Source organism: Streptococcus sp. 29887, from assembly GCF_032595075.1.
Classification (GTDB): Bacteria; Bacillota; Bacilli; order Lactobacillales; family Streptococcaceae; genus Streptococcus; species Streptococcus iners.
This window is the reverse complement of record NZ_CP118735.1, coordinates 390,353-414,641: the sequence shown is the minus strand read 5'-3', so window position 1 is coordinate 414,641 and position 24,289 is coordinate 390,353. Positions and strand designations below refer to the sequence as shown.

Genomic DNA, 24,289 nt, shown 5'->3' with positions numbered 1-24,289 from the left:
TATTTATGCAATTTTCTGTAAGCCATGTTTTGTTCCAGTGGTACTAGGTTCTACCACCTTCGATAATCATCTGTCTACTGTTTTCACAGTCAGGATTTCAGTTCAATTCCATCCATCCCATGCCCCGACCAAAGTTTGGGTTGCTAGCTTGAGGGGTTTACCGCGTTCCATTTTTTACGTTTCCATAAAAACTTCGTCACTGTGGCACTTTCAGGTCTACTTTGGCATATCTGATGACGTAGCCATTTTAACCGCCGTAACGTTACCAACGTCCCTAGGCTTATTGATTCGCCTAGCACAAACACTACCGGCATCGCAGCCAGTGCTAGCATGGACTTTCCTCATGGTAGAAATCTACCACGCGATTATCCAAAAATTGCACGCAATTCCTATATTATTAGTCTTGAACAATTTGTTTGCCGAAAACTTCTTTCTCCAAACGATTTAAACGACGAAGAATATCAAAGTTTGTAGCTGATGACGGACGTTCTGTCGGAAGAACATCTTTCACTTCTTCAACGGCTGTTACTTTAGGAGCATTTGCTACCTGAGCTTTCAAACGAGCAATCTCGCCTTTTAACTCCTTGATAATAGCTTCGTAGGCATCATAATCCTTCATGATTTCATCTAAAAAGTCATTGACTTCGTCTTGATCGTAGCCACGGAAACCGACTTTAAAATCTTGTTCAAAAATATCTTTAGTTGTAAATTTAATACTTGCCATTTCTCTCTCCCATATCTAAAACATCACTAGTCCTATTATATTAAAAAAAATAGGGAAAAATCAAGTCAAATCACTCAGAATTTGAAAAATTTTCTGCCACCTCATTCAGTTGTTCAAAGGTAAGCGTTTTTCTATCATACTCCTCTTTTTTTAAGACTTGATGATACAAATATTTCAAATTAGTTTCATTTTCAGAATCGTAAAACAGATAGATTCCGTCAGTATTATCCACTAAAAATTTATTGTAATCTTTAAACTGACCAGGATTTTCATAACGAGGATAGGCATACTTAATGAAATCAACCTGTTTGAAGCGTTGCAATTTCAGCTGATTACCTTCATTCCAATGTTCTCCATGGTTTTCAAACATGAAAATAGATGCTATTTGAAACTCATAACCTTCTGAACGCAGTTCCTCTAAAACTTCCAATGCCCAATATTCAAATCCTAATTGACCTGTTAGGACAAACCAGGTCACTCCATCCTCCAAAAATCGAACAAGATCCTTCTTGATAGCCAACTTTATAATAGCTAACCGTGGATCCTTGTCCGTAAAAACACCTACATCTGTATGCTTGTAACCTGTTATCAAAAGGCTCTTAGTATCCATTCCTTGTACTCTTTTCACTAATTGTGGTATAATATGCTGATATTATTTTATCAAGAAGGAGTTCTATGGTCAATTATCCTCATAAGATAGCTAAAAAAATCAATAGAACCAATTCTGTTTCATCTCAAAAAATTAGCTTCGCAAATCGAGGGATGTCCTTTGAATCTGCTATCAACGATAGCAATCTGTACTACCTAGCTCACGAGATTGCGGTTATCCACAAGAAACCGACTCCTGTGCAGATTGTAAAGGTTGATTATCCGAAGAGAAGCCGTGCGAAAATTGTAGAGGCCTATTTTCGACAGGCATCTACAACGGATTACTCAGGGGTTTTCAGGAAACATTATATCGATTTTGAGGCCAAGGAAACACGACAAAAAGCATCTATGCCTATGAAGAATTTTCATGAGCATCAGATTGAACACATGAAACAGGTTGTAAAGCAGGGTGGCGTATGCTTTGTTCTTCTTCACTTTTCAACGCTAAAAGAAACCTATCTCTTACCTGCCGTTCACTTGATTGAATTCTACCAAGTAGATAAGGGAAGCAAATCCATGCCTCTCTCTTTCATTCGACAATTTGGCTTTGAGATTCAAATGGGACGCTTTCCAAGCGTACCCTATCTGGAAGTGGTTGAAAAAAATTTATTAGGTGGTGACTCTTTTGAAAACTACAAGTATTAAAAAAACTCTCCTAGTAGTTGCAAACGTCTTATTAGCTGGCTTTATTCTTACCTTTCTAGTCGGTTCACTCTTGGTAGGTTACTGGATAGTAACAGCTCCCAAGCTAACCGAAGAAAGTTTGACAGCCACAGTATCCAGTAAGATTTATGACAAAAACGGAAGTCTGATTGCTGACCTGGGAGCAGAAAAGCGTTCTAGCGCCAAAACTGAAGAAATTCCGACTGATTTGGTCAATGCCATCGTTGCGATTGAAGATCAGCGTTTCTTCAACCATCGAGGTGTGGATGTTATCCGTATCGCTGGTTCTTTGGTTAACAACCTGACAGGTGGACGCTTACAAGGTGGTTCAACCCTAGACCAACAGTTCATCAAACTGACCTACTTCTCAACTTCTTCCGAGGACCAAAACATCAAACGGAAAATCCAAGAAGCCTGGTTAGCAACCCAACTGGAAAAAGACAAGACTAAGCAAGAAATCTTGACCTACTATGTCAACAAGGTCTTTATGGCCAACGGGAACTATGGTATGAAAACTGCTTCTAAGGCATATTATGGGAAGGACTTAAAGGACTTAAGCCTGGCTCAACTAGCCTTATTAGCAGGTATGCCGCAAGCTCCTAACCAATATGACCCTTACACCAATCCAGAGGACGCTAAAACACGGCGGGACTTGGTACTGGCTGAAATGTTGGAAGAAAAGTACATCGATAATGCCCAGTACGAGCAGGCAGTACTTACTCCTGTCACAGATGGTCTACAGGCCCTAACTAATGAAACAGCTTATCCTGCTTACATGGACAACTACCTCAAGCAAGTCATTGAAGAAGTAGAAGCAAAAACAGGCTACAACTTATTGACTACCGGTATGGATGTCTATACAAACGTGGATCCTGCTGCACAACAGCAATTGTGGGATATCTACAATACGGATATGTATGTTGCCTATCCTGACGACTTGATGCAGGTAGCCTCTACGGTTGTTGATGTTTCAAATGGTAAGGTTGTCGCACAGTTGGGTGGCCGCCATCAAGCAAGTAACGTTTCCTTTGGTACCAACCAGGCTGTTGAAACCAACCGTGACTTTGGTTCGACCATGAAACCCATTACCGACTATGCTCCTGCTTATGAACATGGCATCTACACTTCAACGGCTGACATTATCGTCGATGGACCTTACAATTTCCCTGGCACAACTATCCCGGTCAATAACTGGGACAAGCAATTCTACGGATCCATTTCAATCAAGACAGCTGTTCAGTATTCACGTAACGTTACGGCAGTCAAGGCTCTTGAAGCAACTGGACTAGAAAACTCTCTGGCATTCTTGAACAGTATCGGCATTAATTATCCAGAAATGCACTACTCAAATGCGATTTCTAGTAACACTTCCGATACAGGTCGTCAGTATGGTGCAAGTTCTGAGAAAATGGCTGCAGCCTATGCTGCCTTCGCCAACGGCGGAACTTATTATGCTCCTCAATATGTCAATAAAATCGTCTTCAGCGACGGAACCGTTTCTGAGTATGCTCCTCAAGGCACGCGTGTTATGACGGAAGAAACAGCCTATATGATGACAGATTTGATGAAATCGGTATTGACCTACGGATACGGTTATAACGCTACCGTCAGCGGTATCCCAATGGCAGGTAAAACAGGTACGTCCAACTATACCGATAGCGAAACAGATACTATCCTAGCTTCCATCCCTGAAGCAAACTACAGCTATATGGTTGTACCAGATGAGAACTTCGTCGGCTATTCTAGCCAATATGCTATGGCTGTTTGGACTGGCTATACCAATCGTATGACCCCTATCCTAGATAATGGTATGAGAATTGCCACCGACGTTTATCACCATATGATGGCCTATATGCATTCTGACTATACTGCTAGCGAGTGGGAAGTGCCAAGTGGACTTGTACGATACGGTTCAAACTACTATTTGAGAGGTAGCCGTTCGCTAAACAATGCTTACAATAGTTACAATAATAGCTACAACAGTAACAACAACTACAATACAAGCAGTAGCTCAACAACGCCAAGTTCGAGCTACACTGAAACAACAAGTGAACAGAGTGTTCAAAGCACCACTACGGAAACTGCGAGCTCTGCAAACACTACAGAAACTACTGCAGTTGAAGCTAGCGCTAGCGGCGCTGAAACCACAACAGCTTCAACACCAGCTGCTACTACAACATCCTCTGAGCAAACGGATGGACAATAAACAGAAAGAGGTTAGGCCCCAAGTCTTACCTCTTTCTCTATCCCCGATAACTCTAGCCCAACTCTCCACAATTTCAACAATTTATGGTAAGATAAATCTATGAAACCTGAAGTATTTTACAAGACCTTGTCTGACCAAGGCATTCAACTAACTGACACACAGAAACAACAATTCCAGCGCTATTTTCAACTGTTAGTGGAATGGAATGAGAAGATCAATTTAACAGCCATCACTGAGGAAAGCGAAGTCTATCTCAAACATTTTTATGACTCTATCGCTCCAATTCTTCAAGGCCATATCCAAAACGAACCCCTTCGCTTATTAGACATAGGAGCTGGAGCTGGTTTTCCAAGTCTTCCCATGAAAATCATCTATCCTCAATTAGATGTGACCATCATCGACTCTCTCAACAAACGGATTAATTTTTTGCATCTATTGGCTGAGGAATTGGGTTTGGATAATGTTCATTTCTATCATGGGCGGGCTGAAGATTTTGCCCAAGATAAGCAATTTCGTGCTCAATTTGACCTTGTCACCGCTCGGGCAGTTGCACGCATGCAAATCTTATCTGAGCTAACCATTCCGTATTTAAAACTCAATGGCAAACTCATTGCCCTCAAAGCCTCTAGCGCTGAGGACGAATTGGCTCAAGCTAAGAACGCCCTGACCCTCCTTTTTGGTAAGGTCATTGAAAACGTTGACTATCAATTGCCAAACGGCGATCCACGCACACTAACCATTGTGGAAAAGAAAAAGGAAACTCCCAATAAGTTTCCAAGGAAGGCTGGTATGCCAAATAAACGACCACTGTAAAAGGAGTTTCATGCGAAACTCCTTTTCTCTATTTCCACGGGTTGTAAAAACGTCCACCATTCACAAATAAAAGTCCTATTGTAATGAGAATAAGCACTAAAATAAGGGCTAGAACTAGATAATCAATACTTTGCAAGGCTTGGTAGCTATACCAGGTTCTTTTTTTATTTTTCCCGAAACGACGCAATTCCATGGCTGTTGAAACGGTATCAATTCGCTCTAAGGAACCAAAAATCAAGGGAATAACCAGAGCTAGATTGCCCTTAATACGGTCCATTAACTTACCTTTCTTAGATAGCTCCAAACCACGCGCTTCCTGGGACATCCGAATAGTATAAAACTCCTCCTGAATATCTGGGATATAACGCATGGTCAAACTAACCGCATAGGCTACCTTATAGGATACCCCAATCTGATTTAAGCTTGAAGCAAACTGGCTCGGATGGGTTGTCATCAAAAAGACAAGAGCCAGAGGCACTGTACAAAAATACTTCAAGAGTAAGTTAAACAGATAAAAAAGCTGCTGACTAGTCAAGGAATAGGAACCAAAACCAGAAAGGATAACCGTTTCAGCCCCATAGAGCTCTACTCCGTACCTTGGTGCAAACAGATGAACCATCAAGGCATTTAAGAGGGCAAAAACAATTGTAAACAGCAGAACAAGGGACACATCCTTATAACGAATACCGGATAGTTTAAATAAGGCCAGCGAAAAAAGAGCTATAAAGGCAATCAAACGGGTATCGTAGGTCACCATGGCAAGAATAGTCACGATCAGAAAAAACAAGAGCTTGGTAACAGCAGACAAATCATAAATGATGCCTCTTCCTTTATGGTAACCAATTAGATGTTGTTGGCTCATTGCCCCCTCCTTTCTTCCTGCATATAGAACATGGTCAATTCCAACGGGTTTACTGCCAAGCGTTCTGCCAAGTGGAATATAGATGTTTCCTTCAAATTGGCTTCTTCAATGACCTGGCTATTTGACAAGATTTCTGCTGGACTAGCATCTTCGATAATCTGTCCATCCACCACAACAATAGCCCTATCTGAATAATCCAACATCAACTGCATATCGTGAGTAATCATCACAATGGTATGTCCTTGAGCATTTAGTTGGTCCAAGAAATCCATCATCTCCTGGTAATGACGGTGGTCCTGCCCAGCCGTTGGTTCATCCAAAAGAATAATCTCTGGATTAAGCACCAAGATAGAGGCAATGGTCACCCTCTTCTTCTGACCGTAGGACAGGGCTGAAATAGGCCACTTACGGTACTGGTACAAACCGCAAACTTCTAAAATCTTGAAGACCCTAGCCTCAATTTCTTCTTCCGCCACTCCCCTCATTCGCAAGCCAAGGGCTACTTCGTCAAATATCATGGTCTGACTAATCATCTGATTAGGATTCTGAAGGACGTAACCAATGCGCTCCGCTCTCTCCTTGACAGAATCGTCCTTGATAGATTTACCTTGCCACAATATCTCCCCATCAGGTTGAATAAAGGCACACAAGGCCTTGGCCAAAGTGGATTTCCCAGCCCCATTTTTTCCGACGATGGCCAGGCGTTCACCCTTATAAATATTTAAATCAATGCCTGAGAGAATGGTTTTATCAGAGTAAGCGAATTGCAAATTACGAGTTTCAAGTAAGACATCCTTTTCCTCTTCTCCTACATTCACATGAGGAAGTTTACCAACTTCTAACGAACCTAGTTCAAGTTCCCAGACTGAAGAGAGGTTGTCAGATCTTTCAATTGGATAACCTAAGCTTCGTAAGGTAGAAATATAGAGTGGCTCTCGAATACCATTTTCTCTTAATAGACTTGACTGCAAAAGCTGATCTGGATGACCATTGAACAAAATCCGCCCTTCGTTTATCAGTACAATCCTATCTACCTGTCGATAAAGGACATCTTCCAAGCGGTGTTCAATGATGATGGTCGTTGTTCCCTCTTGTGCATGCAAACGATCAATCAAGTCAATGGTATCTTGTCCAGATTTGGGATCTAAATTGGCCAGAGGTTCATCGAATAACAAAATAGGACTTTCATCAATCAAGACCCCTGCTAGGCTGACCCGTTGCTTCTGACCTCCCGAAAGATCCTGAGGACGATGGCTGAGCAATTCTTTTAGTTCCAAGCGTTCTGCCCAATCATGAACTCGAGCTTTCATAGTCGCCAAAGGTTCCATATCATTTTCCAACGCAAATGCCAAATCTTCAGCAACAGAAAGCCCAATAAACTGACCATCCGTATCCTGCAAGACAGTGCTGACCAAGAGAGATTTTTGGTAAATGGACTGGTCGAAAGCAGACTGCCCCATCAACTTGAAATCTCCAGAATGGGTTCCCTTATGAATGGCAGGGATAATCCCATTCAATACCTGACCGAGAGTGGACTTGCCTGAACCAGATGGTCCAATAATCAACACCTTCTCTCCTTCATAGATGGTCAAATCAATACCATGTAAGGTCGCATCCGTCTGCGCATTGTATGTAAAAGAAAAATTCTTGAATTCGATGACTTTTTTCATATTCCTATTATATCAGAAACCAGCATGAAAAAAAGGAAGAATTCTCCCTTTCTCTCAATCCATGAGCTATGACGAACGATGAGAAAAATCATCTCAAAGTTCTTCACCTCTCACTCAGCTTTTTTCTACAAAAGATTTCAAAAAAGCTTGCTCATTACTTTCTATCTGCTGGCAAAACTCTTTAAAAGAAGATGTTTCTTGAGGAATGACCAACCCTACTTTTTCAACAGTAACAGGCTCACTTCGTTTCTGACCGATACCTTCTAACAATTCATATCGCTTATTCTCTTCATTTTTTCCAGCATAAGGAAAGAGATAAAAGCCTTGTTGAGCATTAAATCGATACATATAGGCAACTAACTGCAGGTAGTCCGCTCCGTTAATATTTTCGAGCGGTTTATACTTAGCATCCGCAACAATTGACCGATCTGATACAGCAACAAAGTCTGGGTATATCCGCCCATTTCCTCTTTGAAACATGGAAAAACTGCCACTTTTAGCTTTATTTCTCGGATGATGAAACTCTTCCCCCAACAGTTGCGCCAGGTATTCTTCCCAGAGCCAGGCCACATCAAATAGAATGCCATGGATCTTCTGTTCACTTTGACCAATACCATGCATTTGACCCCTTAAAATCATGAGACAGAGTTTTTGTAAGGATCTGTATTCATGAAAATATGCATGACGAACCGGTGTAAGCTGGTTTTGGTAGATTATGTAGTTCCTGTCAGCAAATTGGTAACTTGGTGTTGCTCGAATGACTGCCTCAACATTCTCTCTATCTTTTGATTGAAATAATTCAACTGAACGTGATAAGGGATGAGACTTGATAAACTCAATGGTATGCCGTATCAATTGCATCAGATTATTATCAAAAGAAAACTCTCTGATGTTGTAGGCAATCCTGCCCTCAAACGGTATACTATTCTTCAGTTGACGGGCGACGTCCAAGGTACCTTTCATGTTCGCATCATGATATTGAAATCGACGGTACTCTTTGTAGAGGCCTTTTCTCATTGCCGCTTGAAGAAATGAGGGAAACAGGTAAATGTAAAGCTGATAAAATTGTTGCTCAAGCGAAAGTGAGGTTTCCAAGTTGGTCACATTCAGGTGGAGAACTTTTTGCAACATATAATGTAAAAAATAATCTTCAGTATCATTTTGAGCAAAGCGAGAATGAATCGTCACTCTTTCTGGACCACATCCAATAAATCCAATGACATTCCCAGTTCGCAAAGTATCATCAACCGTCTCAAATACTTTATCGGATTTTTCAAGATCCGAAATTTCTTGCCAGCTAGTTGGAAATAAGAACAGACCGTGTTCTTTTGATAAAAAATCCAAACTTCTATCTACCAACTGTTCTGTCAATTGGGGGTACTTATCTTTAAAGGTAGTTTTAGAAATTCCTCGTTGGTTATCCTTTATCCACATAACCTGTATCCTCTAGTTTATCAAAAGCAGCTTTCAACCCTTCTAACACTTCTGCTTCTTGGTAGCTACCACGCAGGTATTCCTCCAATAAAGGCTGTATATAATCCTTCCAAAACAGGTCATAATCATAGTCTAGTTGAGGTAAAACTAAAAAGTATGATGGTCCGATATGGTAGTTTCGGTTGAGATCCGCCACATTTTCAATAGCATTATTCAAACTTGTCAAACGGCGGCTGGCTTCGCCAATCTCACTAGCATCCAACTGATTCTCCCACATACCTAAACTTTCTGCAGCGGTTATTTCCACAAAGCGAAAACGTCGTCGCATGGCAAAATCAAAACTATCCACCGAACGGTCAATATCATTCATGGTACCAATGATATAGACATTTTCCGGAATATAGAACTTTTCTTCCCCTTCATGCATATTGGCATACTGAGTCGAAATTTCTCCCTTCTTGCCACGATAACCAGGATCAATAGCATAGAACAACTCTCCAAAAATCTTAGAAATCTCCCCACGGTTGATTTCATCGATGATGAAGACGAATTTTTTGTCAGATTGAATATCTTCAGGCGCTTGATAGGGTTTTAGACCGAATTTTTGTTTTAAAGCAGCTAACACAGTCCGACCGGAACTTCTATAATATTTTTGTTTATCATAATTTTTATTTTTATATAATTCATAAACATAGCGCCTTGGTAAAGTACTACCAGATGTACCGCTATCATAGTTTATTGTTAGATTTTGTCTGCTATTTACAGTTAGATAAGATGTCTCCGTTACATATTCTTTCTTTTCAGAGGAATTAATAAATTCTAGGTAACTTTCCCAAGCCTCATCAAAATTGTCCTGTCCTCCAATTTTTGAGGAAGCAATAGCCTTTTGACAAAATTCTTTGAAAATTCCAGGTTTGATGTCAAACTTGATCTCTCCTGAATCATCTTTGACAGGTCTTAAACCTTCCACAAAATCGGTGTAATCATAGGAAGGGTGAAATTGAACAAAGCCAATCTGTTCTGGATCCCCACCCGTTAACTCCTCTGCAATTTGCTTGGCAAGATAGGTTTTTCCTGTACCAGGTGCCCCACGGAGGATGAGGTTGTGGGAGATTTCCAATATATGTTTGTACTCGAAAATATTGTCTTTCTTCATCGTTTCACCTTTATATTTGCTCCAGCTAGGATGATTGAAAAAATAATGATAATCTTGTTCCTTTCTCTCTTGACTGATTGCAAAGTCAACTAATTGCCTTGTTTCTTCTTCACGATTTTTAATAGTAGAAGGTACCCAAATAGTCTCTTGTCCTGTAAAAAAATACCATTCACGTTCTACATAACTTTTTTCCCACTCCACAATCACCGTATGACCATCATCCAAAACTTCCTTAACTTTTCCCATTCCACGAATGTTCATTACTGAGACCGTCATCTCATCTTTTATTTCAAACGGTAATTTTTTCTTTCTAGTATATGAAGTCTTTGCAAATAAGATATCACCTGGTTGCATTGTCTTCAATATTTTGTACATCTTTTGATACTGTTCACTATCCTCATTTCCTCTCCAACCTAGCTCCCACTTCCCCTTTTGTTTGAATTCTTCAAGGTAATCTTTCTCTCCAAGTTTGCTTCCGACAAAATAAAAAGTTCGGGCTCTCTTCTCATTTCGCAATACAATTTCGTTATCCATCTCATTTCTTCCTTTCATCTATCTTTCTTACAAAAAAAGTTCCTACTATGTCATTATATCATAGCAGGAACTTCTTATCTATTATATATTATACAAATACTGGTAACTCTTCACCAATCACTTCCAAACGCTCTGACCATTCTTGGCGAGTCAAACCGTTTTCTGAGATGTAACGGTTGCGCTCATGGGCACGGCATTCCGCTGAACAGCCACGGACATACTTGTGTTCATTTTCTTCTGAGGTCAAGATACGGCGGTTACAGAATGGATTGCCACAGTTGACATAGCGCTCACATGGTGTGCCATCGAACCAGTCCTTACCAACGACAACTGGGTCTACATGGTTAACATCGACCGCGATACGCTCGTCAAAGACGTACATCTTACCATCCCACAATTCACCACGTACTTCTGGGTCTTTACCATAGGTTGCGATACCACCGTGCAGCTGACCGACATCCTTGTAGCCTTCACGAACCATCCAGCCTGAGAATTTCTCACAGCGAACACCACCAGTACAGTAAACCACCACGCGCTTGTCCATGAATTTTTCTTTGTTATCACGAACCCATTGCGGCAACTCACGGAAGTTGCGGATATCTGGGCGGATAGCTCCGCGGAAGTGACCTAGGTCGTACTCGTAGTCGTTACGGGTATCCAAAACAACTGTATCTTCATCCAAGAGAGCCTCTTTGAACTCTTTTGGTGATAGGTAGGCACCTGTTGTCACGAGTGGGTCAATATCGTTGTCAAAGTCGTTGTCTTCCAAACCAAGATGAACAATTTCTTTTTTATAACGAACAAACATTTTCTTGAAAGCTTGCTCATTTTCTTCATCAATCTTAAACCACAAATCGCTGAAGAGTGGATTAGCATGAACGTAGTCCATGTACTTTTGAGTTGTTTCATAGTCACCAGAAACAGTACCGTTGATTCCCTCATCAGCAATCAAAATACGTCCTTTTAGTCCGATAGACTTACAGAAAGCCAAGTGCTCAGCAGCATACTCCTTGGCATTTTCAATTGGAACATACTTGTAGTATAACAATACACGAATGTCTTTTGACATGATTTCTCCTTCTCAATCTTTGCAATAGATGATAGATTTCTGACATTTCTCATAAAAAGTCAACAACCATTATACCGCTTACAAGACTAAAAAACAAAAATCTGAACTGGAAATTACTCTTCCAATTCAGATTTGAGTTGTTTTAATTTTTCCAAGGCATCATCACCAATAAGCTGGTCCACCTGTCGCTTATGGCGCTTGGCAATATTTTTCTTCCACTTATCCTCTATGGGATCGGTCTGCTTATCCCTTTTTTTCGGCACTTCCACTGCCTCCTTCTCTTGCCATTCTACATCTTTAATCATCTCTTTCCAGTAGGTGACAATAGCAGAGCAGAGATAGGTTTGTAGTAAGCTCAGCCATTTTTCAACAAAAGTCGACGGTGGTCTATCCTCAACCAAGCGATAAGTCCTTTGGAGTTCAATGAGCTGGGATTGATATTTTTCCCACTGAAGCATGGATTTACTTGGTTTCTTGCTGTAAAGACGGCTTTGCCGGATAACCTCTATATAGGGAGCTACAAATCGGCTAATCCGTATTTTGAGAGAAGAACGAGAAAGATAGGTGGCAGTCAATAAACCTGATGCCAAAAGACGTTCCACCTCCCTAGCCTGATTATCAGGAAAACGATAGTGGACCAAACAGCTAGCCTCTTCTTCCTCAATGAGTAAACGAACCTGTAACCTGCCCTTATGCCAACTAGCGAAAATATCCTGCTTAGCATCCCAAGCTTTCTGAAAAAATTGTAGCAAGTAGTAGCCTTGTTTGGTCAAGACATACCAACTTCCCTCTTGATAGAGGTAGTTTCGAATAGCCCCCTTCATGTAAAATTCCCCATGAAAATCATAGAAGGTGGGTTGTTTGTAGCTTGAGGTAGATGGATGATTACTGATGCGAAAGACCTTGTAATAAATCGTATTCCACAAAACACATATATATATAGAATCTGTCGTTCCAGACTGATAAATGGTTAAAATCTCCTCGCCTGGATTGAGAATAGAATGAATAAGGGGAGTTAGATTTTCTTCTGTCCAAGCCATACATCACCCCTCCCTTCATCTGATAATTTCTATTCTTTTATTTTATTATATCATACTGTCAATATCTTTCTCAAAAAAATCAACCTAGAAAATTTCTAGGTTGATAGTAACATTCGGTTTTTATTCTATTTTTGATAGTCCTGTTCGTGAAAGTTCTTAATCTTTTGACAAACTACCTGTTTTCGTTTGCGAACGAGCATAAACTCCAAGAAGAATAGTACCAGCAATGGCTATTGTAATACTATTGACAACTCCAGCTACCAAGCCCTGAGTGAATACCTTATTTGCTGCTTCACTATAGATAACAATATCCAATACTGGAGCGATAATTCCCCAGGCAATAACATTAGCAACTACTTGGAAGATATTGAAAACTACAATATCTTTTCCTTCAAAAATCCCTTCCTTAACACGAAGACGATTTTTTGCAAAGCCAATAACCAATCCTACTACTCCTGAGGCTAAAATCCATGACCACCAAGGTCCGTATGTCAACGAATCTTTAAGCGTATGGCCAATAAAACCTACTAAAAAGCCAACTACTGGACCAAATACAACTGACAAAAGTGCCTGAACAGCGTATTGGAGCTGAATTGAAGTATTTGGAACAAAAGTAGGAATGTTGATTAGCAAGCCAATGACAACAAAGAGGGCAGCACCGATACCGGTAGCTACGACAGTTTTGATAGAATTATTTTTCATAAAATTCTCCTTCATTTTCTTTAATTACTAATGCGTTTGATTTCGATATGCCAGTTTTGACCGACACCGACATTATAGGCCTTGGCAAAGGATCCTTGGTTAATGGCCAAGCCCACTCGATAGAGTGAATTGATATAGAGCAGGGGTTGACCGATGCGGACATCCGCAAAAGACTTGCCATAGGTCACTTGGTTTTGGTAGACCAACATGTCGTTGTTGTAGATGGTCACTTCAAAACGGTCCTCAAATTGCGGCTTCAAGGTATAAAATTCCTCACGCGTGATTGAGGTCCATAGTGAACCAAAGCGAACATCCAAGATGTCGATAGCTCCTTTGACAAAGTCTTGTCCAACTTCTGTCGGAACGGTTGGAATTTCAACAATATCTGCCACCTGCAACTCTGGTCCAACTTCTTCAAAACTGATATGACCTGAGGCTAATTTTGCACCTGTGTATGCATAAACATCACGACCATGGAAAGTATAGGAATGCTCCGTATTGGCACGGCGATTGGCCACTTCTGAAATTTCACGAACAGCCTTAATGCCCACATGTTTCTTGATGAAAGAAAGCGTTCCGTTATCCGGGGTAACGATATAGTGTTTTTGTTCCGTCAAAGCCACCACACTTTTACGCTTAGAGCCTACTCCTGGATCAACAACAGATACAAATGTCGTGCCTTCTGGCCAATATTCAACTGTCTGAAAAAGACGGTAAGAGCCTTCGAAAATATTGTAAGGTGTAATATCGTGGGTCAGGTTGTGAACAACTAGGTCACGTGACTCCTGAAGAGCCACACCAATCATAGCTGACACGGCACCATCTACTAGACCAAAGTCCGATTGTAAAACAAGTAAATTATTTGACATAGCTCCTCCTAAAAATGATACTGTTCTATCATATCAGAAAAGCTACAAGCTTTCAAATAGCTATTTTCTAGGGATGGTTATAGTTATCTATTATAACTAGATAATACTACAAACTTTCTCAGTCACACAAAAAATAAATTTTTTAAAAAAACGCTTGCATTTCAAAAATTATTGTTTTATAATAATTTTACAGATAATATTATCATAAAACAATAATAATCGGAGGTTTGCTATGAAAACCAATCTACTCAAAACAACTGGACTATTAGCTGGTTGTGTTCGTTTCTTCTTCTATTTATTAATTGCAGGCAATATTTTCTTTAGCCTGGCTGGTTTCAGAGGCGACTCATTTGTGATAGGCTCTTGGGAATACACCTTTAACAAACCCATTGACCAGATTAGTGTTTGGCTCATCCTTTTAACAAGTGGATTAATCTTAATCATCTTGGCGGTACTCAGTCACATTGCTCACTTGCTTCAAAAGTTATGTAAATTGCTTCTGGAAGAAGATTATTTCGCTTCAGCTAGTCTGGAACTTTATCAGAAACTCTTCATCAGTTTGCTCGTCTTGACTGCTGGACAATTTTGCCTAACCAGCTTGATTGCCTTGACAAATGCTACTGGACCAACCAACTTCCTCAATCTGCGTTGGTCAGATTTCATCCTCAATGCCCTCTTCCTCTTCGCAACTTATTTTGTCTGGACCTTAATACAAAAGGGGCAACAATTAGCAACTGAGAACAGTGAGTTTATCTGATATGGAAATGATTCGCGTAAACTTAGACAAAGTCCTCAAAGACCGACAAATGACTTCCAAGGACCTAGCAGAGCAAGTTGGCATCACCGAAGCCAATCTGTCCATTCTCAAGACAGGCAAGGCAAAAGGTATTCGTTTTAATACCTTGATGAACATCTGCCGCATCCTAGACTGCCAACCAGGGGATATTTTGGAATATGTGGATGATGAAGAGTGATAGAGTTCTCCTAGATTTAAGGCTTCAAAGAAAACCAGCTTCCGCTGGTTCTCATTTCCAACCTTTTAATAAAAATGACTGTCCCCCGGACTTTTGAGTATAAAGAAAACTGCCTGCCGGCAGTTCCAATCTCCAACCTTTTAATATAAAAAAAGTGCTAGTAGATTTCTCGATAAAAAGAAAACCAGCTTCCGCTGGTTCTCATTTCCAACCTTTTAATAAAAATGACTGTCCCCCGGACTTTTGAGCATAAAGAAAACTGCCTACCGGCAGTTCCAATCTCCAACCTTTTAATATAAAAAAAGTGCTACCAGCACTTTTTTTATATTAAAACCCATCTACATTCGTGTAGATTTTTTGTACATCTTCGTCGTCTTCGAGGGCGTCGTAGAGTTTTTCAAATGTTGCCAGGTCGTCCCCGTCAAGTGATACTTCTGATTGTGGGAGCATTTCAAGTTCAGTAACGTTAAACTCTTCAATACCTGATTCCTTAAGTGCCACGATTGCCTTGTGCAAATCAGTTGGTGCTGTATAAACAGTGATTGTGCCGTCTTCTGCTTCTACGTCATCGACTTCCACATCTGCTTCAAGAAGCAATTCGAAGATGGCATCTGCATCATCACCAGCAAAGACAACTACGCCTTTTTTATCAAACATGAATGATACGGAACCAGACGCACCCATGTTACCGCCATTTTTACCAAAAGCAGAGCGCACGTTAGCTGCCGTACGGTTTACATTTGATGTCAAGGTATCAACGATAATCATAGAACCGTTTGGTCCAAAGCCTTCGTAACGACCTTCTACGAAAGTTTCGTCTGTGTTTCCTTTTGCCTTGTCAATGGCCTTGTCAATGATGTGTTTTGGAACCTGCGCTTGCTTAGCACGGTCGATAACAAATTTCAGCGCTGAGTTTGTTTCTGGATCTGGGTCACCCTTTTTCGCTGCTACATAGATTTCAACACCAAATTTGGCGTAAACTTTTGAGTTAGCACCGTCTTTTGCGGTTTTCTTGGCTACAATATTGGCCCATTTACGTCCCATGGGGAACCTCCTACATTTTATAAAATCGCTTTATTATACCATAAATGGCAAGGATTGAGAAGATTTTCAAAGGCAAAAGACAAGCTCTGATGAACTTGTCTTTTACTTTTTACAACTCAACTGTCGCAACTTGGCTATCTTGACTGACCTGTCCAAGATTTTCAAGGCCGACAGATTTGATTTCTGCTGTGTTTGTGAAGGCAACGACGATGGTTGTTTCACGTCCTGCTGAGCGAATGGCTTCAAGGTCTGCAACAAGGAGCAAATCCCCTGCTTCAACACGTTGACCGTCTGTTACCTTAGCCGAGAATGGAGCCCCGTTTAGTGCAACTGTGTCTAAACCAACGTGAACTAAAACTTCTACACCCTTGTCAGACAAAATACCGACAGCGTGTTTGGTTGGGAAGACACTGGTGACAATACCTGAAACTGGTGCGTAAACATTGCCGGAGCTAGGCTCAACTGCATAACCGTCGCCCATCATTTTTTGTGAGAAGACTGGATCTTTCACTTCTGTGATGGCAATGGCTTGACCTTCAGCAACAGCATAAACTGCCTCGGTCACACCCTTGAATTGTGCTTCCTCAACTACTGTTTCACTTGCAACAATTTCCGTACGAGGAATAGCTACGCCTGATTCTAGTAAGTCTTGAATGTCCGATTTGAGAACATCTGCTTTTGGTCCGTAGACTGCTTGAACACCTGAGTCCTTGATAATCAAGCCCATAGCACCAGCCTGTTTCCAAGCATTTTCATCTCCAACCTGTGCCACATCTTTGACACTTACGCGAAGACGAGTCATACAAGCATCCACATCTGCGATATTATCACGACCACCAAGCAAGTTGATGATTTGAACCACTTGTGAATTGGCATCCGCAGTATCTACGTTTGAGTTTGAAACCACATCCGTTGTTTCTGTATCATAGTTACCATTGCGTCCAGAAGTTGCTAGGTTGAATTTTTGAATCATGAAGTTGGCAATGAAGTACATACCAACCGCAAAGAGGGCTGTTACCCAGATAAAGTTGACAACGTCCATACCAATACCGGCTTTAATCGCCATCGGTGTACGTGTAAGGAATTCGATATTACCAAATGAGTGCATACGCAAATTGACAATATCGGCCATGGCAAATGCTGCACCTTGTACAAATGCATAGACTACATAGAGTGGCATTGCTGCAAACATGAACATAAACTCAATTGGTTCTGTTACACCTGTCAAAAAGACGGCTGCAGCAGATGAAAGGAACATACCACGATATTTTTTCTTCTTATCCTCATCAACGTTGCGGTACATAGCAAGGGTCAAGCCCATGAGAATACCAGAGGAACCAATCATTTGACCTACTTTAAAGCGAGCAGGCGTTACATTAGCAAGCAAGTCATTGTACTGAGTCAAATCACCAGCATCCTTGAGGTTAATCAAGTCTGTAATCCAAGCCAACCAGAGTGGATCTTGGCCAAATACTTGTGTACCTGCTTGTGCACCTGTCAAGATGTCATAGGTACCACCAAGTGATGTATAGTTCATTGGAATGGTCAACATGTGGTGAAGACCAAATGGAAGAAGCAAACGTTCCAAGGTACCATAAACGAATGGAGCTACAATAGGAGCGGTGTCTTGTGAGGTTGCAATCCATTTACCAAAACTGTTAATACCAGTTTGTACAAGAGGCCAGAAGATTGCCAAACCAAGCGCTACAAGAACAGAACGATAGATGACTACAAACGGCACAAAGCGTTTTCCGTTAAAGAAGGTCAATACATCTGGCAACTTGCGATAGTTGTAGTATTTGTTGTAAGCAGTCGCACCAACAAAACCAGCAATAATCCCTACAAAGACACCCATGTTCAAAGCAGGCTGACCAAGGATATTGACAAAGTAGCCAGATACTGGAATTTGAGTCCCAAAGACTGTGCTAACAGTCGCAGTCGCATCAGCCAACATATCAGTCGTTACACCAAAGAAGTGACCTGTTATCAAGTTAATCAAGATGAAGGCAAGACCAGCAGAGAAGGCACCACCAGCTTTCTCTTTAGCCCAGCTACCACCGATTGCCAAGGCAAAGAGCAAGTGGAGGTTTCCGATAATCCCCCAACCGATTTGGGCAATGATATTCCCAATACGAATGAGCAATTCTGATTCTGGACTGATTAGTGGAATCGAGTTTCCGATAGAAACCATGAGACCTGCCGCCGGCATAACGGCGATCACGACCATCAAACATTTACCGAATTTTTGCCAAAATTCGAAACTAAGAAATTTTTTCATATGTTTCTCCTAAATTTTTTCTTGGTCAGTTGACCTTTAAATACTAATGTTAACTTCCACACCAAAGTGGTCTGAAATAATGGGAAGATTATCTCCATTGAAAATCACACGACTGGATTGAACCTGTCTTTTCTGATTTAAGAACACATAGTCCAGACGTTTTTCCTGACTATGACCTGCCCACCCATCAATGGCTTTTTCAACGGTGATTCCCCTATCCTTTTTCTCAGCCAAATCATAACTATCATATAAACCTAAGTCCTTGATTGCTTGATAGGCTTGTGGATTTGACAGGGCATCCGTATTGAAATCTCCCATTAGAATTTTCAAGCGGTCCGAACTTGTCCGTTCCACAATCGAGCGGATATTCTCCAACTGATTTTCTTCTTTACTGTCAGGAAGATTGATATGACAGGAATACAAATCTATCAACTCATTCCCATATGCCACCGTCAATCCTATAATCTTGCGAGAAAGGATTGATGTCAATTCTTTGTTCTGACTGCAATAGAAGGCATCCACTTCATAGACAGGTAGTTTGGTCAAGAAGGCAATTCCTTCATCGTACCTATCGTAACCAATATGGGAATTGGACCAGAAATAAGAATAGCCTGTCACACCAAGATCTTTCAGTTTTTCAAGCAAAACCAAACCATAATTGTCTTGGCGTAAGTCCTTGGTCACCAAGGAACTTGTCATCAGCTGATTGACTTCCTGAAGAGCAATCACATCGTATTGCTTTTGGGCAATGGTCTGAGCTAAAATATCCAATTTCTCATGCTGGTCCTCTTCTAGCCAGGCATGAACATTGACTGTTAGTAACTTCATGTCGCTCCTTTCTATTTACTTCGTAAAACGTATTCAACTTGTAGTCTTATTATAACGTAAACGTTTTCAAGTGTCAATAGTTTTACGGAATAATTTTGTAAGTTTTCCGTAAAAGTTGTCTAGACTTAGAATACTGACCTTTGGCATTTTTTATGATATACTAACGGTAAATAGCACACTAGGAAGTTAACCCAATGAGTAAATACAAAAAAGTCTATGCTGACATCAAGGAAAAAATTGAACAAAATATCTGGCAGGCCAATCAAGAGATGCCTACAGAAAATGAACTGATGGAGATTTACTCCTTTTCCAAGGATACCATTCGTAAGGCCCTATCTCTCTTGGAGATGGATGGCTATATCCAAAAACGTCAGGGACGAAACTCGATTATTTTGGACCATAACCTCGTTCGAAAACCATTTGTGTCCGAATTGAAGACCGTCAGTGAACTCAACCGCTCTGCCCATCATCAAGTCCAGACCGAATTGACCAACCTCTATATTGTCCAAGGTCAGCCAGAGATCATGAAGGAATTGGAAGTGGATGAAAAAACGGATCTCTACCGTGTCAGTCGCGTTCGGACTATCGACGGTGAGCGATTAGAGTATGAGATTTCCTACTTTGACCGCAGGATCGTTCCCTATCTCAGCAAGGAAATCGCTGAAAGCTCCATTTATCAATATTTGGAAAACGACCTTGGCTTAGAAATTTCCCATTCCCGCCGAGAAATTTCCTTCCGCTTTGCGACGGAGGAAGAAAAATCCTTGCTTGATCTGGCTGACTACGACATGGTGGTTTCCGTCACTAGTACCACCTATCTGGCAGACGGCCGTCCTTTTCAGTACGGCACCATTACCTACCGACCAGACAAGGTCACCTTTGTATCTATGGCCAAACGATAAAATTAAACATACCAAAAAAGAATGTTCCCACTCGGAAACATTCTTTTGTTTTGGATTAGTTACTGTGCCAGATGTCTTGGTTGTACTGCTCGATTGTACGGTCAGATGAGAAGAATCCTGCTTTGGCGATATTGTGAACAACTTTTCTGTTCCAAGATTCTTGATCTTCGTAGTCTGCAAAGACTTGCTCCTTGACTTCAATGTACTCAGCCAAGTCAATCAAGGTCATGAACCAGTCTTTAGAGATCAATTCATGATGTAAGCGACCAAGGCGTTCTTCATTCCCAAGTGCAAGCACTTCATCGCTGACGATAAAGTCAACTGCACGTTTGATATTGGCATCGCCATTGTAGTAGTCTGCAGATACGTAACCAGCCTTGTCGTACAAGTCGATAATGGTATCTGAATCCTTACCAAATGTGTAGATGTTGTCCATACCAGCCAACTCTGCAATCTCCACGTTGGCACCGTCCATGGTACCAAGCGTCAAAGCACCGTTGAGCATGAATTTCATGTTACCAGTACCTGATGCTTCTTTAGAAGCCAATGAGATTTGCTCAGAAATGTCTGTCGCAGGGATGAGTTTTTCAGCAACGGTAACGTTGTAGTTTTCCACCAAGTGAACGTTGAGGTACTTGCTGACTTCTGGGTCATTGTTGATCAACTCAGACAAGCAGAGAATCAAGTGGATGATGTCTTGGGCAATCACGTAAGCTGGAGCTGCCTTACCACCGAAGATAACGGTGATTTTACGTTTTGGCAGGTTGCCGTTCTTGATTTCAAGATACTTGTGGATGACATACAAGGCGTTCATTTGTTGGCGTTTGTACTCGTGGAAACGTTTGATTTGTGTATCGATAATAGAGTTTTCGTCCAATTCGATACCCTTGTTGTCTTTGAGGTAACGTTTAAGAGCCAATTTATTGTTGTGTTTGATTTCAGCCAATTTAGCATGAACTTCCTTGTCATCTGCAAAAGCAAGCAATTTCTCCAACTTGGTCGCATCTGTCAAGTATTCATCACCAATCAATTCCTTGATGTAATCAGCAAGGTCTTGGTTAGCAAATTCCAACCAACGACGGAAGGTGATACCGTTTGTCTTGTTATTGAATTTCTCTGGGTAAAGCTCGTAGAAGCCTTTCAACTCAGAGTTTTTCAAGATTTCAGTGTGGAGAGCCGCAACCCCGTTGACAGAGTTTGAGAAGTGGATATCCATGTGAGCCATGTGCACACGACCAGACTCGTCGATGATGTGAAGAGCAATATCAGCTACTTCCTTAGCTACCAAGGCATCCAATTCCTTGATGATGCCTACCAAGTGAGGCACTACTTCTTCCAAGAATGACAATGGCCATTTTTCAAGGGCTTCTGCCAAGATGGTGTGGTTGGTGTAACCAGTCATGTTCTTAACGATGCCAACTGCTTCTGCAAATTCCAAGCCGTGTTTTTCAGTCAATAGACGAATCAATTCTGGAATAACAAGTGAAGGGTGGGTATCGTTGATTTGAACATAGGCATAGTCTGCCAAGTCACGCACATTTGAGCCACGGTCAATCGCTTCATCAATCAAGAGCTGGGCAGCATTTGACACCATGAAGTATTGTTGGTAAATGCGGAGCAATTCACCGTTCTTGTCTGAATCATCTGGGTACAAGAAGAGGGTCAAGTTTTCTTGGATAGCCGTCTTGTCAAATGAAATGCCATTTTCAATCAAGCCGTAGTTAACAGACTGGATATCAAACAAGTTGAGGTAGTTTTTAGTGTTTTTCTTGTAACCAAGGATGTCCAAACGGTCCAATTTAGATGTTAATGTGAAGTTTTTGAATGGAACATCGTAGCTGATTGTCGTTGGAATCAACCAAGAATCATTTTCAATCCAGAAGTTTGGCTCTGCATCTTGTTGGTTGTCCTTGAAGACTTGCTTGAAGAGACCACAGTGGTAGTTAAGACCAACACCCTCACCGTTGATGCCAAGTGTTGACATAGAATCCACAAAGCAAGATGCCAAACGGCCAAGACCACCGTTACCAAGTGATGGTTCTGGTTCCACGTCTTCAACCTGTGCCAAAGACTTGCCAGCTGCTACTAATTCTGCTTGAATGTCCTTGTAAACACCCAAGTTGATCAAGTTGTTTGACAAGAGTTTACCGATAAGGAACTCTGCTGAGATATAGTAAACCTTGCGTTTACCTGTGTTTTTTGGCATATCTGCCGCTGATAGTTTGACATAGTTGAGCAACTGAAGATAGATTTCTTCGTTGGTCATATCTGCTAATTTCTTGTTGGCCTTGCTTTCTGCAAATGTTGTAAAGTTAATCATGTTTTTCATTTCCTCGTTGATATAGTGTAGTCATTTTGACTAAGAAGTCTATGCGGTCCTGGGTTAAATCTTCGGCTTTCATCCGCCATTCCCAGTTGCCTCCAACAGTTGAAGGCATGTTCATACGGCTGTCTTCACCCAAGTCCAGAACATCTTGCATGGTCGCAATAGCTGTATCGCTGACCGTTGCAAACAGTGTTCTAAGCATGGCTTGAGTAACTGGCTCAATCGGTTTTCTGTTGGTATAGGCATCTACAAATTCCTGTTGTTCAGGCTCTAGATTGTTATACCAGCCATTAACCACCTCATTATCATGGGTACCTGTATAGGCAATCGAATTTGGCACACAACGGTGTGGGATGTCAATGCTCTCCCCCGTCACATCGAAGAAGCCAAATTCCAGGATTTTCATACCTGGGTAGCCGCAATCTGCCAGAAGTTTACGTGCCTTAGCATCGATATTCCCAAGGTCCTCCGCAATAATCGGCAGGTCACCAAGGGTTTCTTTGACCGCCTTGAAGAGATTGTAACCTGGGCCTGGCTCCCAAGTGCCAACCTTGGCAACTTTAGCATCTCCAGCTACCTGCCAGTAGTCAGAAAAGCCTTTGAAGTGGTCAATTCTCAAGACATCGTAGATCTTGAAGCTCTCGTGAATACGGTAAATCCACCAGTTGTAGCCAGTCTTTTCATGTTGTTCCCAATCATAAAGTGGGTTACCCCAGAGCTGACCGTCCGCAGAGAAGTTATCCGCTGGTACGCCTGCCACATAAAGTGGCTTGCGTTCGCTATCAAGCTTGAAGAGCTGTGGCTTGGTCCAAACTTCCACACTATCTGCCGATACGTAAATAGGCATATCTCCGATAATTTGGATATGGTGCTTATTGGCGTAAGCCTTCAACTGCTTCCACTGGCTAAAGAAGAAATACTGCGTTACTTTAAAGTAATCAATTTGGTCCGCCAATTCCAAGCGGTATTTTTCAAGGGCTTCTTCATTTCGAGCAACCACTTTCTTGTCATCCCATTCTTGTAGGGCCTTGTTGCCAAAATGTTCTTTAATGGCCATGAACTCTGCATAGTCATTTAGCCATGATGAATTAGCTTTTTCAAACTCTTGAAAGGCTACTTTACGCTTGTCATCAGTCAAGAAATTTTTAACAGCTCTTTCCAAGATTGGACGACGTGCTTCGTAAATCAAAGCGTAGTCCACTTTTTCTGGATTGTCCCCAAAGTTCACATCTTGGTAATCAAAGTTGGCCAATAAATCTTCTTCTGCCAATAAATCAAAATCAATTAGGTGGGTATTTCCAGCGATAGCTGAAAATGATTGGTAGGGAGAATCCCCATAACTGGTCGTTGTGAGAGGAAGAAGCTGCCAGTAGGTCTGCTTGGTTTCAACCAAGAAATCCACAAAATCATAGGCAGGTTTTCCAAAAGTACCGATACCAAACTTGCCTGGAAGTGAGGTGATATGCATTAAAATTCCACTGGTACGATTCGCCATAAAAACGTTTTCCTTTCTTTCAAGTACAATGATAGTTTAACGCAAACGTTTG

21 protein-coding genes and 1 other RNA gene are annotated in these 24,289 nt (G+C 41.3%); 6 read left to right on the top strand and 16 right to left on the bottom strand.

Annotated elements, in window-relative coordinates:
* Positions 1 to 13 precede the first annotated feature (13 nt).
* The 3 genes from rnpB to PW252_RS02055 form a co-directional block, all read right to left on the bottom strand.
* Positions 14 to 377: RNase P RNA component class B (gene rnpB, locus PW252_RS02065), an RNA gene on the bottom strand.
* A gap of 20 nt (positions 378 to 397) precedes the next feature.
* Positions 398 to 724: a cell division regulator GpsB gene (gene gpsB / locus PW252_RS02060; RefSeq protein ID WP_248050127.1), complete on the bottom strand. Its 327-nt coding sequence runs from the start codon at positions 722 to 724 to the stop codon at positions 398 to 400.
* A 70-nt stretch (positions 725 to 794) separates the two neighbouring features.
* On the bottom strand, positions 795 to 1,334 hold the full coding sequence (locus PW252_RS02055; RefSeq protein ID WP_248050128.1) for an SLOG family protein: 540 nt from the start codon (positions 1,332 to 1,334) through the stop codon (positions 795 to 797).
* Positions 1,335 to 1,399: 65 nt separating this feature from the next.
* On the opposite strand from PW252_RS02055, the gene recU reads away from it, so the two are divergent.
* The 3 genes from recU (at position 1,400) to rsmG (ending at position 5,054) form a co-directional block, all read left to right on the top strand.
* Positions 1,400 to 2,017, top strand: coding sequence for a Holliday junction resolvase RecU (gene recU / locus PW252_RS02050; RefSeq protein ID WP_248050131.1), 618 nt, complete (start codon positions 1,400 to 1,402; stop codon positions 2,015 to 2,017).
* A complete protein-coding gene (pbp1a, locus tag PW252_RS02045; RefSeq protein WP_248050134.1) occupies positions 1,998 to 4,241 on the top strand; it encodes a penicillin-binding protein PBP1A in 2,244 nt (747 codons plus the stop codon). Before recU ends, pbp1a begins: the two co-directional genes overlap by 20 nt.
* A 99-nt stretch (positions 4,242 to 4,340) precedes the next feature.
* Positions 4,341 to 5,054 (top strand): 16S rRNA (guanine(527)-N(7))-methyltransferase RsmG, encoded by a 714-nt coding sequence (gene rsmG, locus PW252_RS02040; protein ID WP_248050137.1) that lies wholly within the window; start codon positions 4,341 to 4,343, stop codon positions 5,052 to 5,054.
* Between the two features lie 28 nt (positions 5,055 to 5,082).
* Here rsmG and PW252_RS02035 read toward each other — a convergent pair whose 3' ends face one another.
* The 8 genes from PW252_RS02035 to PW252_RS02000 form a co-directional block, all read right to left on the bottom strand.
* A complete protein-coding gene (locus PW252_RS02035) occupies positions 5,083 to 5,916 on the bottom strand; it encodes an energy-coupling factor transporter transmembrane component T family protein (RefSeq protein ID WP_248050139.1) in 834 nt (277 codons plus the stop codon).
* Positions 5,913 to 7,586, bottom strand: coding sequence for an ABC transporter ATP-binding protein (locus PW252_RS02030; RefSeq protein ID WP_248050141.1), 1,674 nt, complete (start codon positions 7,584 to 7,586; stop codon positions 5,913 to 5,915). Before PW252_RS02030 ends, PW252_RS02035 begins: the two co-directional genes overlap by 4 nt.
* A gap of 114 nt (positions 7,587 to 7,700) precedes the next feature.
* Positions 7,701 to 9,020, bottom strand: a complete 1,320-nt coding sequence (locus PW252_RS02025) for a 5-methylcytosine restriction system specificity protein McrC (protein ID WP_248050142.1) — start codon at positions 9,018 to 9,020, stop codon at positions 7,701 to 7,703.
* A complete protein-coding gene (locus PW252_RS02020) occupies positions 9,004 to 10,710 on the bottom strand; it encodes an McrB family protein (protein ID WP_248050144.1) in 1,707 nt (568 codons plus the stop codon). Before PW252_RS02020 ends, PW252_RS02025 begins: the two co-directional genes overlap by 17 nt.
* Before the next feature lie 88 nt (positions 10,711 to 10,798).
* Entirely contained in the window at positions 10,799 to 11,779 is a 981-nt protein-coding gene (gene trhO, locus PW252_RS02015; RefSeq protein ID WP_248050147.1) for an oxygen-dependent tRNA uridine(34) hydroxylase TrhO, read from the bottom strand.
* A gap of 113 nt (positions 11,780 to 11,892) precedes the next feature.
* Positions 11,893 to 12,819 (bottom strand): hypothetical protein, encoded by a 927-nt coding sequence (locus tag PW252_RS02010; RefSeq protein ID WP_248050149.1) that lies wholly within the window; start codon positions 12,817 to 12,819, stop codon positions 11,893 to 11,895.
* 156 nt (positions 12,820 to 12,975) lie between these two features.
* Positions 12,976 to 13,521 (bottom strand): ECF-type riboflavin transporter substrate-binding protein, encoded by a 546-nt coding sequence (locus PW252_RS02005; RefSeq protein ID WP_248033440.1) that lies wholly within the window; start codon positions 13,519 to 13,521, stop codon positions 12,976 to 12,978.
* 20 nt (positions 13,522 to 13,541) lie between these two features.
* Positions 13,542 to 14,390, bottom strand: coding sequence for an SAM hydrolase/SAM-dependent halogenase family protein (locus tag PW252_RS02000; protein ID WP_248050150.1), 849 nt, complete (start codon positions 14,388 to 14,390; stop codon positions 13,542 to 13,544).
* A 232-nt stretch (positions 14,391 to 14,622) separates the two neighbouring features.
* Here PW252_RS02000 and PW252_RS01995 point away from each other — a divergent pair, with 232 nt between their 5' ends.
* Both PW252_RS01995 and PW252_RS01990 read left to right on the top strand, forming a co-directional pair.
* A complete protein-coding gene (locus PW252_RS01995) occupies positions 14,623 to 15,147 on the top strand; it encodes a hypothetical protein (protein WP_248050153.1) in 525 nt (174 codons plus the stop codon).
* 1 nt (position 15,148) lies between these two features.
* The gene (locus PW252_RS01990) at positions 15,149 to 15,364 is read left to right on the top strand and encodes a helix-turn-helix domain-containing protein (protein ID WP_248050156.1); all 216 of its coding nucleotides are present in this window, start codon (positions 15,149 to 15,151) and stop codon (positions 15,362 to 15,364) included.
* A gap of 327 nt (positions 15,365 to 15,691) precedes the next feature.
* Here PW252_RS01990 and PW252_RS01985 read toward each other — a convergent pair whose 3' ends face one another.
* The 3 genes from PW252_RS01985 to PW252_RS01975 form a co-directional block, all read right to left on the bottom strand.
* Positions 15,692 to 16,408 carry a YebC/PmpR family DNA-binding transcriptional regulator gene (locus PW252_RS01985; protein WP_248050159.1) on the bottom strand — a complete coding sequence of 239 codons (717 nt, stop codon included), beginning with the start codon at positions 16,406 to 16,408 and terminating at the stop codon, positions 15,692 to 15,694.
* A gap of 109 nt (positions 16,409 to 16,517) precedes the next feature.
* Positions 16,518 to 18,686 carry a PTS transporter subunit IIBC gene (locus tag PW252_RS01980; protein WP_248050160.1) on the bottom strand — a complete coding sequence of 723 codons (2,169 nt, stop codon included), beginning with the start codon at positions 18,684 to 18,686 and terminating at the stop codon, positions 16,518 to 16,520.
* A 36-nt stretch (positions 18,687 to 18,722) separates the two neighbouring features.
* Positions 18,723 to 19,514, bottom strand: a complete 792-nt coding sequence (locus tag PW252_RS01975; RefSeq protein ID WP_248050161.1) for an endonuclease/exonuclease/phosphatase family protein — start codon at positions 19,512 to 19,514, stop codon at positions 18,723 to 18,725.
* Between the two features lie 194 nt (positions 19,515 to 19,708).
* On the opposite strand from PW252_RS01975, the gene PW252_RS01970 reads away from it, so the two are divergent.
* Complete coding sequence (locus PW252_RS01970) at positions 19,709 to 20,416, top strand: GntR family transcriptional regulator (protein WP_248050162.1); 708 nt, start codon at positions 19,709 to 19,711, stop codon at positions 20,414 to 20,416.
* Positions 20,417 to 20,471: 55 nt separating this feature from the next.
* Here the strand turns inward: PW252_RS01970 and glgP are convergent, their stop codons facing one another.
* On the bottom strand, positions 20,472 to 22,736 hold the full coding sequence (gene glgP, locus PW252_RS01965; RefSeq protein WP_248050164.1) for a glycogen/starch/alpha-glucan family phosphorylase: 2,265 nt from the start codon (positions 22,734 to 22,736) through the stop codon (positions 20,472 to 20,474).
* Entirely contained in the window at positions 22,729 to 24,237 is a 1,509-nt protein-coding gene (gene malQ / locus PW252_RS01960) for a 4-alpha-glucanotransferase (RefSeq protein ID WP_248050167.1), read from the bottom strand. Before malQ ends, glgP begins: the two co-directional genes overlap by 8 nt.
* Positions 24,238 to 24,289: the final 52 nt, after the last annotated feature.